At 57.0% G+C, this 13,481-nt stretch carries 11 protein-coding genes and 1 tRNA gene; all 12 read right to left on the bottom strand.

Features of this window, described 5'->3' with window-relative positions; translation table 11 throughout:
- Positions 1-630 precede the first annotated feature (630 nt).
- Positions 631-720, bottom strand: a tRNA-Ser gene (locus AAFH99_RS13605).
- Between the two features lie 222 nt (positions 721-942).
- Complete coding sequence (gene csrA / locus AAFH99_RS13610; protein WP_010131831.1) at positions 943-1,137, bottom strand: carbon storage regulator CsrA; 195 nt, start codon at positions 1,135-1,137, stop codon at positions 943-945.
- 215 nt (positions 1,138-1,352) lie between these two features.
- A complete protein-coding gene (locus AAFH99_RS13615) occupies positions 1,353-2,591 on the bottom strand; it encodes an aspartate kinase (RefSeq protein ID WP_043318529.1) in 1,239 nt (412 codons plus the stop codon).
- 156 nt (positions 2,592-2,747) lie between these two features.
- Positions 2,748-5,360, bottom strand: a complete 2,613-nt coding sequence (alaS, locus tag AAFH99_RS13620) for an alanine--tRNA ligase (protein WP_406827980.1) — start codon at positions 5,358-5,360, stop codon at positions 2,748-2,750.
- A gap of 61 nt (positions 5,361-5,421) precedes the next feature.
- Positions 5,422-5,784: a histidine triad nucleotide-binding protein gene (locus tag AAFH99_RS13625; protein ID WP_043318533.1), complete on the bottom strand. Its 363-nt coding sequence runs from the start codon at positions 5,782-5,784 to the stop codon at positions 5,422-5,424.
- Between the two features lie 55 nt (positions 5,785-5,839).
- Positions 5,840-6,025: a Trm112 family protein gene (locus AAFH99_RS13630; protein WP_043318535.1), complete on the bottom strand. Its 186-nt coding sequence runs from the start codon at positions 6,023-6,025 to the stop codon at positions 5,840-5,842.
- A gap of 185 nt (positions 6,026-6,210) precedes the next feature.
- Positions 6,211-7,689, bottom strand: coding sequence for a glycerol kinase GlpK (gene glpK, locus AAFH99_RS13635; RefSeq protein WP_043318538.1), 1,479 nt, complete (start codon positions 7,687-7,689; stop codon positions 6,211-6,213).
- A 169-nt stretch (positions 7,690-7,858) separates the two neighbouring features.
- The gene (locus AAFH99_RS13640; protein ID WP_231491758.1) at positions 7,859-8,458 is read right to left on the bottom strand and encodes a regulatory protein RecX; all 600 of its coding nucleotides are present in this window, start codon (positions 8,456-8,458) and stop codon (positions 7,859-7,861) included.
- Positions 8,459-8,460: 2 nt separating this feature from the next.
- Positions 8,461-9,492, bottom strand: coding sequence for a recombinase RecA (gene recA, locus AAFH99_RS13645; RefSeq protein ID WP_043320223.1), 1,032 nt, complete (start codon positions 9,490-9,492; stop codon positions 8,461-8,463).
- 164 nt (positions 9,493-9,656) lie between these two features.
- A complete protein-coding gene (locus AAFH99_RS13650; protein WP_043318540.1) occupies positions 9,657-10,178 on the bottom strand; it encodes a CinA family protein in 522 nt (173 codons plus the stop codon).
- Positions 10,179-10,236: 58 nt separating this feature from the next.
- Positions 10,237-11,169, bottom strand: coding sequence for a MaoC/PaaZ C-terminal domain-containing protein (locus tag AAFH99_RS13655; RefSeq protein WP_081848015.1), 933 nt, complete (start codon positions 11,167-11,169; stop codon positions 10,237-10,239).
- A gap of 120 nt (positions 11,170-11,289) precedes the next feature.
- Positions 11,290-13,476 (bottom strand): prolyl oligopeptidase family protein, encoded by a 2,187-nt coding sequence (locus tag AAFH99_RS13660; protein ID WP_406827982.1) that lies wholly within the window; start codon positions 13,474-13,476, stop codon positions 11,290-11,292.
- Between the last annotated feature and the right edge of the window lie 5 nt (positions 13,477-13,481).

Genomic DNA, 13,481 nt, shown 5'->3' on the forward strand with positions numbered 1-13,481 from the left:
GTGGGACGCGTATTCTACACATCCAATCTGCTGAAGCAAGTGCTTTTTGCAGACTTCTTTGAAGCGCGAAACCGTTACAAATCAACGCTTTCCAGCCTCTCGACCACCGCCCTGGGTGACCGTTGAAGTGGCGCGCATTATAGCGACCTCCTCCACCTTGGCAAGTGCTTTTTGAAATTGTTTTCGGAGTAAAACTCTCAGAAAATCAAAAGCTTATCTTGCCATCTCGCCGCTGTTTGCGTTGCCGCTCAAGCAGCGAGGGCGCGAACTATACGGGGGTGACGGAGGGCACGCAAGGGTTTTGTGAAGTTTTTTTGGTTGGAGGTTATGGGTGTCAGGGATGGAGCTTTTGTGGGCCCCACCTGGGTCAGTTCGTTACCCGTAGAAAGCTGATGCCCAGCTCAACCGCAAACCCAAAATCGGCTTCGTCCTTTTGTAAATAACTTAAGTAGAGGAAGCCGCCTCCGGACGGGATGGACTCAAAACACGCTCAGGCGTGTTCTTCCCCTTCGGGCTCGGCTGCGCCTCGGTCTCAACTCGCTTGCGCGAGTTGATCGAACCCGCGAGGGTTCTCCTCCCTCACCGCCATACAAAAAAGGCTCCATGCGAAAGCATGGAGCCTTTTTTGTATGGCGGTGAGGGAGGGATTCGAACCCTCGATGAGTTTAACCCCATACGCCCTTAGCAGGGGCGCGCCTTCAGCCACTCGGCCACCTCACCGTATAACTTTCCGCCCTGCTTTGGCAGGGCCACAACAACCGCGAACAATTGGTCTTGGCTGCTGAAAGTGAGCGGCATCATACCAACGGCGAAGCAAAAATCAATGGGGAATCAATAACTTTTTGGGATTTCTTCATCGATGCTCACAATTCATACAGACGCAAAAAAGGCCGCTTTGCGGCCTCTTTCTCATCGACAAAAGCTGTCACTCAGGGACAGGTCTCAGTCGGCGCTCCCCTCGCTGGAGGATTGCTTTTCACGCTGGATGCGCTGATAAATCTCTTCACGGTGGACCGCTACTTCTTTCGGCGCATTGACTCCGATTCGTACCTGGTTGCCTTTCACACCCAATACGGTAACCGTCACATTGTCACCAACCATCAGTGTTTCACCGATACGGCGGGTTAAAATTAACATTACCTACTTCTCCTTGATCATCCTGTGATTTGGTACGACCGGTTATCCCTGGCCCGCACCTTGGGCCATAATAACCCGAGATCGCTGCAAACCGAGAACCTTGTCCGTCACTTTATTCAGTATTGCCCAGACGCAGAAAATCTCAACACGTCGTACCATGCGCCAAACAACCGAATTGCTATGGTCGTCAGCAGTATCCATCACTCTGGTTATAGTTACGCAGAGGCCTTCGGTTCCGAGAGCTCAAATGCGCTGTGCAGCGCACGTACCGCAAGCTCAAGATAGCGCTCGTCGATAATGACCGAAATTTTGATTTCGGACGTAGTAATCATCTGGATGTTGATATTGTCTTCACCCAGCGCCTCGAACATGCGCGAAGCCACATTGGCATGAGAGCGCATGCCCACGCCCACAATGGAAACCTTGGCGATCTTGTCGTCAGATACCACTTCGCGCGCGCCAAGCTCGCTGGCCACCCGCTCAAGCACCTTACGCGCTTTGCCGAGATCATTGCGATGCACGGTAAAGGTGAAGTCGGTGGTGCCGTCGATTGCACTGATGTTCTGCACTATGACATCGACTTCGATGTTTTCCGCACCTACCGGCGCAAGGATACGGCAAGCCACTCCGGGGGTATCCGGCACACCGCGAATTGTCAGTTTTGCCTCGTCGCGGTTGAACGCTATGCCGGAGACTACAGGCTGTTCCATATCGTTGTCTTCCTCATCCAGACTAATCAGTGTGCCGTTGCCGTCCTCAAACGTGGAAAGGACACGCAGGGGGACTTTATATTTTCCCGCAAATTCAACCGCGCGGATCTGCAGTACCTTTGAACCCAGGCTCGCCATTTCCAGCATTTCCTCAAAGGTAATGCGGTCGAGACGACGGGCGCTATCCACAACCCGGGGGTCTGTCGTGTATACACCATCAACATCGGTGTAAATCTGGCATTCGGTGGCATCAAGCGCTGCAGCAAGGGCAACACCGGTGGTGTCAGAGCCACCGCGCCCCAAGGTGGTGATATTGCCCTCTTCATCCACCCCCTGGAAGCCAGCCACGACAACAACCTTGCCAGAGTCCAGATCCCGACGCATACGCTCTACGTCGATGCGCTGAATTCGGGCTTTGGTATGAGCGTTATCCGTAAGAATCTTGACCTGGCCACCGGTGTAGGAGCAGGCGTCGTAACCACGCTTCTTCAGAGCCATACTCAACAGCGCAATGGTGACCTGCTCACCCGTGGAAACCAGCACGTCCATCTCCCGGGGATCCGGGTTTTCCTGGATCTGGCTTGCCAGGCCGATCAGACGATTCGTCTCCCCGCTCATGGCGGAAAGCACGACGACCATATCGTGGCCCTGGGCCTTGAAGCCCGCCACTTTGTCGGCCACAGCCTCGATACGCTCGATGGAGCCTACCGAAGTGCCGCCGTATTTCTGCACGAACAAACTCATCGCTCTAGTGTTCCTTACTACCTTGGTGCGCGGTACCAGATCCGCGGGAGTCGCGCACTAAATCACCAATCTTTGGTCAAATCAACCGAAAAATTGCGAGTTTCGACGAAAAACCTTCTTTTGGTTGCCTGGCGTCGAAATAATCGGCGCCTGCTTTTACTTGATATTGTTTTCGACCCACTGGGGAATGGCTTTAAGTAGTGCCGGCAGTGCTGCCACATCAGTACCACCACCCTGCGCCATATCGGGGCGACCACCGCCCTTTCCACCGAGTTCGCCTGCGGCATAACGCATCAGGTCCCCCGCAGCCAGGCGACTGGTGAGGTCCCTGGTCACGGCTGCGACCAGCGCCACTTTGCCATCACCGGGAGCTGCCAGTAGCAAGGCGCCGCTGCCGAGCTTATTTCTCATCTGGTCGGCCAGATCACGCAGAGATTTGGCATCCGCACCTTCAATTGATGCGGCGAGCAGTTTGATACCGGCAACCTCCACCGCCTGACTGGACAGATCCCCGCCTGCGCCGCTCGCAAGACGGGTTTTCAGGGTCGCGAGATCCTTCTCCAACTTGCGATTGTTCGCCAGCAACTGCTCAACCTTCTCGGCCAGATTCTCTGGCCGTGCCTTAAGCAGGGCGGCCACATGATCCAGGCGCTGTTGCGCCTGATCAAACAGGGCCAGTGCGTGCGCCCCGGTCACCGCCTCGATACGCCGCTGACCCGATGCGATACCACTTTCGGCCACAATGCGTAGCAAGCCGATATCACCGGTGCGCGCCACATGTGTACCGCCGCACAACTCAACAGAGAAGGCGCCGGAATCACTGCGCTCGCCCATGGTGAGAACACGCACGGTATCCCCGTACTTCTCACCGAATAGCGCCATGGCCCCCTTGGCTTTTGCGGTCTCAATGTCGGTTTCTTCCGTTTCAACGGGCGTATTGGCGCGAATCTGACTGTTCACCAGCGCTTCGATAGCGCGCAGCTGCTTGCCGGTCACAGCTTCTGGATGAGAAAAGTCAAAGCGCAAACGCTCTGAGTCCACCAGGGAGCCTTTCTGCGTAACATGCTCACCCAGTACCTTGCGCAATGCTGCGTGCAGCAGGTGGGTCGCCGAGTGATTCAGCGCCGTCGATTGACGGACATCACCAGCGACTTCCGCGTTTACCGGCGCACCTACTGCCAGACTGCCAGACAACAACTTGCCCTGGTGCAGATGATGGGCCCCATGCTTGATGCAATCTCCCACCTCAAAGCGGCCGGTATCAGACTGGAGGTAACCGCTGTCACCAACCTGGCCTCCTGACTCCGCATAAAACGGGGTGCGATCCAACACGATGGCTGCCTCTTCACCTTCCTGCAGCGTGTCCACCACTTCACCATTCTTGATAATGGCAACTACCGTACCCTTATCAGAAACTCGATCGTAGCCAAGAAATTCCGTCGCCCCGTCCAGGTCCAAATTATCGGTGTAATCCTGCTTGAATTTACCCGCCGCACGCGCCCGTTCACGCTGGGCATTCATGGCTTTTTCGTAGCCGTCCATATCGAGGGTCAGGCCACGCTCTCGAGCAATATCCTGAGTCAAATCAGTGGGGAAACCGTAAGTATCGTGCAATGTGAACACCAGCTCGCCCGGCACTTCACTCCCGTCAAGAGATTCAAGTGCTTCATCCAGCAATGCCAGACCTTTATCCAGCGTCTTGGCAAACTGCTCTTCTTCTTTGCGCAGGGCACTTTCTATCAGCGACTGCTTCTGTTTCAGTTCGGGATAGGCCTCGCCCATCTCCGCAACCAGAGCAGCCACCAGTTTGTAGAAGAAAATCTCCTTATGCCCCAGCTTGTGCCCGTGGCGCACTGCGCGGCGGATAATGCGACGCAGCACGAAACCGCGCCCCTCATTGGAGGGCATCACACCATCGGCGATCAGGAACGAACAGGAACGGATATGATCGGCAATTACCCGCAGAGATTTTTCCTCGGTATCGCTGCAGCCGACCACCTCGCCGGCGGCCTTCAGTAACGCCTGAAACAGATCGATCTCATAGTTGGAGTGCACCCCCTGCATAACCGCCGCAATGCGTTCCAGCCCCATACCGGTATCCACCGAAGGCTTGGGCAGCGGGTGCAACTCGCCATCGGCCGAGCGCTCAAACTGCATGAACACCAGGTTCCAGATTTCAATATAACGGTCGAGGTCATCATTTTCGGAACCGGGAGGGCCACCGGGCACATCAGCACCGTGGTCGTAAAAAATTTCCGAACTTGGTCCACAGGGGCCGGTATCACCCATCTGCCAGAAATTGTCTTCATCCAGGCGCGAGAAGCGGTCGGCACTGACACCAACCTCTTTCAGCCAGATATCTGCCGCTTCATCGTCACTGATATGCACAGTCACCCACAGACGTTCCTCTGGCAACTTGAGTTCCTGGGTCAGGAACTGCCATGCGAACTGGATAGCTTCACGTTTGAAGTAATCGCCAAAACTGAAGTTACCGAGCATTTCAAAGAATGTGTGGTGACGCGCGGTGTAGCCAACATTTTCCAGATCATTGTGCTTCCCGCCGGCTCGCACACAACGCTGGGAGCTGGCAGCGCGAACATACGGGCGCGACTCCTGACCGAGGAAAGTGTCTTTGAACTGCACCATGCCGGCATTGGTAAACAGCAGTGTCGGGTCATTACCCGGCACCAGGGAGCTGGATGGGACACGGGTATGCCCCTGCTCGGCGAAATAATTGAGAAATGCTTCGCGTATCTGTGCGCTCTTCATTCAGGCTGTTTCCACATCGTCGGTAAATTCTTATTGGCTACGTTATTGCGCGGCCAACCATTCAATCTCGCAGGTCTTCAGCAAGACCCTCTTCTGGCAGCTGGCGCTGGGCCAGCAAATGTATATGTAGATGAAACACCGTTTGGCCGGCTCCCCGGCCGTTGTTCACCACCAGTCGAAAACCGTCTTCCAACTCAAGGCGCTCTGCCATTTTCGAAGCCACCCACATCAAATGGCCGAGCAATGGCACATCTTCTTCGCGGGCATCAGCCACACTGACCAGGGGTTTACGGGGGATAATCAGCAGGTGCGTCGGCGCCTGGGGCGCGCGATCTTTGATGACAATGCACTGGTCGTCCTCATACAGACGCGGTGCTGGAATCTCCCCGGCAATAATGCGACTGAATACACTGACTTCTTCCATGTCCCCTCCTGACACTACCTACCCCAACAGCGCTGCCAAATTGCGGCGCGACCGGCTACTTTTCCAGCTTCTCATCCGCTGTCAGCTGGCGCGCTTCGGACTCCAGCATCACCGGGATACCATCACGCACCGGATAGGCCAAGCCGCTCGCCTTGCACACCAGCTCCTGCGCCTCTTCGTGATACTCGAGAGGTGCCTTGCTGACAGGGCAGACCAGTAAACTCAGTAATTTCTTATCCATGTCGATCTCGGTGTTTCACTCAGATAGCGCCCACCGCCCTGAAAACGGGATGCCCCGGGGCTTGGCAGGCAAAAATGACCGCGTATGGTACAACGCTTTTTCAGGCTTTTCACGAATGATGGGAGAATTCACCGGGGCTCGGTTGAACCACAGGCGGTAGGCAACAGGCGCCGAATGGTACGGCGCTAGAAGCTGCGACAGGCGGCCACGGCCTTGCGCCAACCCTGCAGATGAGACTGGCGAGTCTGTACAGACATCTGTGGCAAGAAGTCTTGCTCTATGTCCTGCAGAGAGTCAGGCAGCGCACCGTATTCCCACAGACCAGCCCCCACACCGGCCAGGAGCGCTGCACCCACGGCGGTAGATTCTATCTGGCGCGGGCGCTCGACTCGCAGACTGGAAATATCCGCCTGGAACTGCATCAGAAAATTATTCGCACTGGCGCCGCCATCGACCCGCAGGCATTGCAATTCGACATTCAATGCCCGCGCCATCAGCTCAGCCAACTCATGGCTCTGAAATGCGATCGACTCGAGCGTCGCACGCACTATTTCTGCGCGCCCCGCCCCGCGGGTAAGCCCGAACAGCGCACCACGAGCATCCGTATCCCAGTGCGGCGCCCCAAGGCCACTGAAGGCAGGCACCATATATACTCCGCGGGTACTGGGAATGGACTGTGCCAGCTGCTCTGAGTCTGCTGCGTGCTGGATGATTCCCAGATCATCACGCAGCCACTGCACTGCCGCGCCCCCGTTGAATACGGAGCCCTCGATCGCGTATTGCGGCTGGCCCGTTGCATCACAGGCAACCGTAGTGAGCATCCCCTCTGGCACCAGCGGACGACGCTTACCGGCACTGGCGAGCATAAAACAACCGGTACCGTAGGTGTTTTTCATACTGCCCGGCTGAAAGCAGCCCTGCCCATAGAGGGCCGCCTGCTGGTCCCCTGCCACTCCACAAATAGGTACGCGGGCCCCGAAAAAGGTCGCAGGATCAGTAACACCAAAGCTGCCCGCTGACGGCCGTATTTCCGGCAGAATCGCACTGGGACATTCAAATAATGCCAAAAGCTCACTATCCCACTGATGCCGGTCGACGTCATACAGTAGAGTTCGGCTGGCATTGGTGTGGTCGGTGAGGTGCTGACGGCCGCCGGTTAAGCACCAGATCAGCCAGCTGTCGATGGTGCCAAAGCAAAGCTCCCCTGCCTCAGCGCGGTGGTACAGATCCGGTGACTCGCGAAAGATCCAGCGCAATTTGCTGGCAGAGAAATAGGCATCCAGCAGCAAGCCCGTTTTTGCCCGTACCATCGGCTCGGCGCCGGCCCTACGCAAGTCACCGCAGATACCCGCGGATCGGCGACATTGCCACACAATGGCAGGGTGTACCGGCTCACCAGTGGCCCGATCCCACAGGACCGTGGTCTCGCGCTGATTGGTTATTCCAAGTGCGCTCAACGCTGACGCGTCGATTCCGGCGCGCTGTAGCGCCGCCGCACATACTTTCAACGTCACCCGCCAGATTTCACTGGCGTCATGCTCCACCCATCCGGGTTCGGGATAATACTGGGAAAATTCGGAGTAACTGCGGCCACGCAGTCTGCCTTCGGCATCAAAAACAAACGCGGTGGTACCGGTAGTACCCTGATCTATGGAGAGAATCATACGAGGCGCCAGCTCTGGACTTTTTGTTATTCACGATCGGCAGCCCCACAGTGATCGTGGGCTCCGGCTAAAGCCAGTATATACGCTGTGGGGACCTCCCTCCTGGCGGGCGAGCGCTGTAACGGTCCGCCGCTCCCTCTATCCCATTTCATGTGGAACCTTTTGTGACTCAGTCTTGCGGGCTATTCAGCTCTTCAATAGCGTACTGAATCGCATCGCCAGAAAAGCCGCGATAAGCGAGGTATCGTTGACGCCGCGCGCGCTCTTTAAGTTGCTGCTCCCGCGGCTGGGAAAGATCGAGCGGCTGACGGAACTTACGCTGTAACTGTTCGAGAGCAAGCTCAAACCAGTCAACCTCCTCTTGCAGGGCCTCCATTACCTCCTGAGCGAGCACACCGCGAATACCGCGAACCTGCAATTCCTGCCGAATGCGTATCGGCCCCTGCCCACGACTGACCCGGGAGCGGCAGAAAGTTTCCGCAAAGCGCCGGTCGCACTGGTAGTTCAGCTCCTGCAACCGCTGCAGCACGCTATCAAAGTCGGCTTCAGGGTGTTTGGGGGCCAGCTTTTGCCTGAGCTCTTCACAGGAGTGCTCGCGGCGGGCAAGCAGTTCCAAGGCGTGATTGAACAGCGCCTGAAAAGTATCAACTGGCCTTTCCTGTGGCCGACCACCGGGACGGGATTGAGGTAGGGAGAGAGAGGAGCCTGGCGACGGGAGTTCGCAGTCAACACTGCTCCCGCCGCCATTAGAATTGCGCAAGAAAGACAAGATCAGTCTTCCGCAGCTTCCACTTCTTCGGCCGGGGCCGGAGTCACGTCACCGAGGAGCTGGGCACGCAGCGCGGATTCGATCTCATTGCGGATATCTTCGTTTTCCTTGAGGAACTTCACCGCATTGGCCTTGCCCTGGCCAATCTTGTCGCCCTTGTAGCTGTACCAGGCACCGGCCTTGTCGATCAGGCCCATTTTTACACCGTAATCGATAATCTCGCCAAGCAGGTTAATCCCCTGCCCGTACATGATCTGGAACTCGGTCTGCTTGAACGGCGGAGCCACCTTGTTCTTCACGACCTTGACCCGAGTCTCGTTACCAACCACTTCATCGCCTTCCTTCACGGAGCCGATACGGCGGATGTCGAGGCGCACAGAAGAGTAGAACTTGAGCGCGTTACCACCGGTGGTGGTTTCCGGGGAGCCGAACATCACACCGATCTTCATACGGATCTGGTTAATGAACACGCACAGGGTGTTGGTGTTTTTGATGTTACCGGTCAGTTTGCGCAGGGCCTGGGACATCAGGCGGGCCTGCAGGCCTACGTGGGAATCGCCCATTTCGCCTTCAATTTCCGCGCGCGGAGTCAGCGCTGCTACGGAGTCCACGATGAGCACATCTACCGCACCGGAGCGCACCAGCATATCCGCGACTTCCAGAGCCTGCTCACCGGTATCCGGCTGGGAAACAATCAGTTCATCCACATTCACGCCAAGCTTTTCGGCGTAGATAGGGTCCAGCGCATGCTCCGCGTCCACAAAAGCACAGGTACCGCCTTTGCGCTGGGCTTCGGCGATCACCTGCAGGGTCAGGGTGGTTTTACCAGAGGATTCAGGACCATAGATCTCTACAATACGACCGCGCGGCAGGCCGCCGATACCCAGTGCCACGTCCAGACCAAGAGAGCCGGTGGAGATCGCCGGGATGCGTTGCCGCTCCTTGTCTCCCATACGCATGACGGTGCCCTTGCCGAACTGGCGCTCGATCTGAGATAACGCCGCCTGTAAAGCCTTGTCTTTGTTGGAGTCCATGACCTTTCCCATATGTACCTGAAATTTGCTGTGTAATAACTGCTATGGGAAGGGAGCTTAGAGAAAAATTACTGTATAAGCAACCAGTAATCGGGAATGGGGAGTATTCGGGACCTCTGCGCGCGCACCTGGCACCAGTGTGCAAAAAAGTCAGGGACAAACGGTCAGGCGGGATGGCTGCGGGTAATCTCCAGCAGGCCCTTCAGGGCTTCGGTCACGGTCTGAGCCTGTATCTCGGCACGGCTTCCGTTGAAGTGTACTCGCCGGGCCTCAACAGAGAGCGGTTCCTGACCGTCCACGTGGGCCCAGGCAATCCAGACGGTACCCACCGGTTTGTCGTCGCTACCGCCATCGGGGCCGGCGACACCACTGACAGCCACCGCCAGATTGGCGTCCAGGCGATTGAGCGCGCCCACTGCCATCTGCCGAACCACGGGCTCACTGACCGCACCAGTGGTATCCAGGTCGTGCTGGTCGACACCGAGAAAACTGCGCTTGATCCGGTCTGCGTATGACACTATGGCGCCATCAAACCAGCTGGAAGAACCAGCAACCGCAGTAATCGCCGCAGCGATGGCGCCTCCGGTACAGGACTCAGCGGTAGTCACCCGCCACCCCAGCCGGGTCAACTCTTCACCCAGCTCAAGCGCAAGATCCAGCCGCTGCTTATTGTCACTGTCCGTCATGCTTCCCTTGATTCCTACTGCGATTTTTACTCTGCCACTGCGGTAAAAGCCTTGCCGGCTAAAGAGGCTCCAGTAACCCGTTCAGATACTGGGTCTTGCCACTGTCATCGGCCACACGGAATACCGTCGCCCCGGCACCAGCCTGAGACTGGAAGCGCACCGATGACGGTAACGGCACCGGGCGTTTGAATTCAACACTCTGCCTGAAGCTCTCAGGCAGGCCGGACCGCCGTTCCAGAGAAGCGAGACAAGCCGCCTTGGTCCACATACCGTGAACAATGGCGCTGGAAAAGCCAAACAGGCGCGCCGACGACGCAAACAGGTGAATCGGGTTCCAGTCGCCGGACACCCGCGCGTAATTGCGCCCCGCCGCCTCCGGAATATCCCAGCTGTCGCCGCCGTGGCCACTCATGCCCTGAATGTCTTGTGGCAACAACACCAGTCCCGACTGCAACGGCTTGTCTTTTCCACTGTGTCGGGCGCGGCTCAGCATGACGCTCTCGCACTCCCATACCAGGGTACCCGCCACACTGACCCGGGTAGTCAGTGCAAACTCATAACCCCGCTTCACCGCAACCGGTGGCAGCAGATCACAACGGATATCCAGTGCCTCATCAGGCGCGATGGGGCGGTGCTGCGTAATCTGGTTGCGCAGGTGCACCAGGCCAAGGATCGGAAAGGTGAATGCATCGGACACCAGTAACTTCAGGTGCAGCGGCATTGCCAGAACAAACGGGTAAGTAGCGGGCAGCTGGCCCCCTGCAGCAAAACCGCACACATCGCGATAGGCACGCAGGCGCTCCACATCCACCTGCTGCCCCCGCAGGCTGACACTGGCCAGAACCGTATCTCCCTGGCTAGCAGAAGCCTTCTTCTTACGGGCAGTCAGTACGCGAAAGTACAGGGGGAGAATGGCCGGGCGGGTGCTCAGCTCAATCTGCAAAGGGGTAGACCGGTCCGTTGCCTTTGGCACAGCATTAAATCTCGGCATAAATCTTGTGGCTCCAAATGATACCTCGCGACGGGAAGCTGGACCAGCTGGTCACACCCCTCCCGTCAAGCCATTATCTTGCCCCCGATTCATGCCGAAACGATGACAGAAATCGCGGGGTCAACTTCCCGGCAGTTCGGAGATCCCCATATTGAACAGGGTAAACCCGAAAATATCCGCATACTGTTCGATGGTCTTGGATACGGGGGTACCTGCACCGTGGCCCGCATTGGTCTCGATACGAATCAGCGTGGGGGCCGGGCCCGCCTGCTTGCTCTGCAATTCGGCGGCAAATTTGAACGAGTGCGCCGGCACAACACGGTCATCGTGATCGGCCGTGGTGACCAGCGTGGCCGGATAACGCGTATCAGCCTGCACATTATGTACCGGTGAGTACTCTTTCAGGTACCGGAACATTTCTTCGCTCTGTTCCGCAGTGCCGTAATCGTAGGCCCAACCGGCACCTGCGGTGAAGGTGTGGTAGCGCAGCATGTCCATCACCCCCACTGCGGGCAGCGCCACTTTCACCAGATCCGGGCGCTGGGTCATTACGGCGCCGACCAGCAGGCCGCCGTTGGAACCACCGCGAATCGCCAGATAGTCACTGGAAGTGTAGCCCTGCTCGACCAGGTATTCACCCGCAGCGATAAAGTCGTCAAACACATTCTGCTTCTGCAGCTTGGTCCCGGCATCGTGCCAGCGTTTGCCGTACTCACCGCCACCGCGCAGGTTCGGCACCGCGTAGACACCACCCAGTTCCAGCCACACTGCATTGGCAATGCTGAAGGACGGGGTCAGACTGATATTGAAACCGCCGTATCCGTACAGGATGGTCGGGTTCTTGCCGTCCAGTTTCAGGCCTTTCTTGTGGGTAATCATCATCGGCACCTTGGTGCCGTCCTTGGAGGTGTAGAACACCTGCCTGGACTCGTAGGCCGCCGGATCAAACTGTGCGCCGGACTCGCGGTACACACTGGACTCCCCCTTGTTCACGTCGAACGCAAAAATAGTGGAAGGCGTTTTGTAGTTGGTAAATGAGTAATAGAGAATCTCGTCCGCATGCTTGCCACTCAGGGAAGAAGCGCTGCCCGGCCCCGGCAAGGCAATTTCACGCACCTGCTTGCCGCTGTAATCGTACTGATACACCTTGGAAAGGGCATCCACCATGTATTCCGCGAACAGGTAACCACCACCGGTTGAAGCGGTCAGTACGTTCTCGGTTTCACCGATAAAGTCCTGCCAGTTTGCCGGAGCAGGATCTGCCGCATCAACGGTGACGACCTTCTTGTTGGGCGCTTCGCGGTTGGTGACCAGGAACAGTTTGCTGCCCTGATTATCGAGCACGTAGGTATCGGAGTCGAAATCAGTCAGCACCGGCACCAGCGGCGCATTGGCCTTGGACAGATCCTGGATAAACAGGTCATTGCCAGAGGTTGACGTCGCTCCGGAAATCACCAGGAAACGGTCATCTTCGGTGACATAACCGGAAACGTAGCGGCGTTTCTCTTCCTCGCTACCACCAAATACCAGAGTGTCCTTGGACTGAGGCTGGCCGAGCTTGTGGTAGTACAGCTTGTGCTGGTCGGTTTTCGCCGACAGTTCGCTGCCTTCCGGCTTGTCGTAGCTGGAGTAGTAGAAACCTTCGTTGCCTTTCCAGGAAATACCGGAGAACTTCACGTCCACCAGCGGCTCTTCGAGCACCTTCTTGGATTCCGCATCGATGATGTAGATCTTGCGCCAGTCGCTGCCGCCTTCGGATACGGAATACGCCGCGATGGAGCCGTCTTTGGAGAATTTCAAGGTCGACAGTGACGTGGTGCCGTCTTCACTGAAGGTATTGGGGTCGAGAAAAACCTCCGCATCCCCATCCCCTTTTTTCCGCCAGACCACATACTGATTCTGCAGACCATCGTTGCGGTAAAAATAGGTGTAGTCACCCTCGGTAAAGGGAGAGCCCACTTTTTCGTAGTTCCACAGTGCTTCCAGGCGCTGTTTGAGGGTATCGCGATAGGGAATCTGCTCCAGATAACTGAAAGTGACCTTGTTCTGCGCCTTCACCCATGCCTCGGTCTCATCACTGCGGTCATCTTCCAGCCAGCGGTAGGGGTCAGCCACCTCGGTGCCGAAGTAGGTATCGACCACGTCATCTTTACGGGTCTGGGGGTAAGTCAGCGCAGATTCGACTACGGAAGGCACATTGGCCGTTTCAACGTCACTCATGGATGTCTCTTTTTTGCTTGCATCCGGGGACTCCCCCGCGCAGGCCGCCAGCACACCGGCCATCGCCAGGATGGTTATTTTTTTCACGTTTG

This window comes from Microbulbifer sp. ARAS458-1 (assembly GCF_045348205.1).
Lineage (GTDB): Bacteria > Pseudomonadota > Gammaproteobacteria > Pseudomonadales > Cellvibrionaceae > Microbulbifer.

Coding starts and splice junctions, on each gene's coding strand:
- csrA (WP_010131831.1), bottom strand. CDS start 1,137: ATGTTAATTTTAACCCGCCGTATCGGTGAAACACTGATGGTTGGTGAC.
- AAFH99_RS13615 (WP_043318529.1), bottom strand. CDS start 2,591: ATGAGTTTGTTCGTGCAGAAATACGGCGGCACTTCGGTAGGCTCCATC.
- alaS (WP_406827980.1), bottom strand. CDS start 5,360: ATGAAGAGCGCACAGATACGCGAAGCATTTCTCAATTATTTCGCCGAG.
- AAFH99_RS13625 (WP_043318533.1), bottom strand. CDS start 5,784: ATGGAAGAAGTCAGTGTATTCAGTCGCATTATTGCCGGGGAGATTCCA.
- AAFH99_RS13630 (WP_043318535.1), bottom strand. CDS start 6,025: ATGGATAAGAAATTACTGAGTTTACTGGTCTGCCCTGTCAGCAAGGCA.
- glpK (WP_043318538.1), bottom strand. CDS start 7,689: ATGATTCTCTCCATAGATCAGGGTACTACCGGTACCACCGCGTTTGTT.
- recA (WP_043320223.1), bottom strand. CDS start 9,492: ATGGACTCCAACAAAGACAAGGCTTTACAGGCGGCGTTATCTCAGATC.
- AAFH99_RS13650 (WP_043318540.1), bottom strand. CDS start 10,178: ATGACGGACAGTGACAATAAGCAGCGGCTGGATCTTGCGCTTGAGCTG.
- AAFH99_RS13655 (WP_081848015.1), bottom strand. CDS start 11,169: ATGCCGAGATTTAATGCTGTGCCAAAGGCAACGGACCGGTCTACCCCT.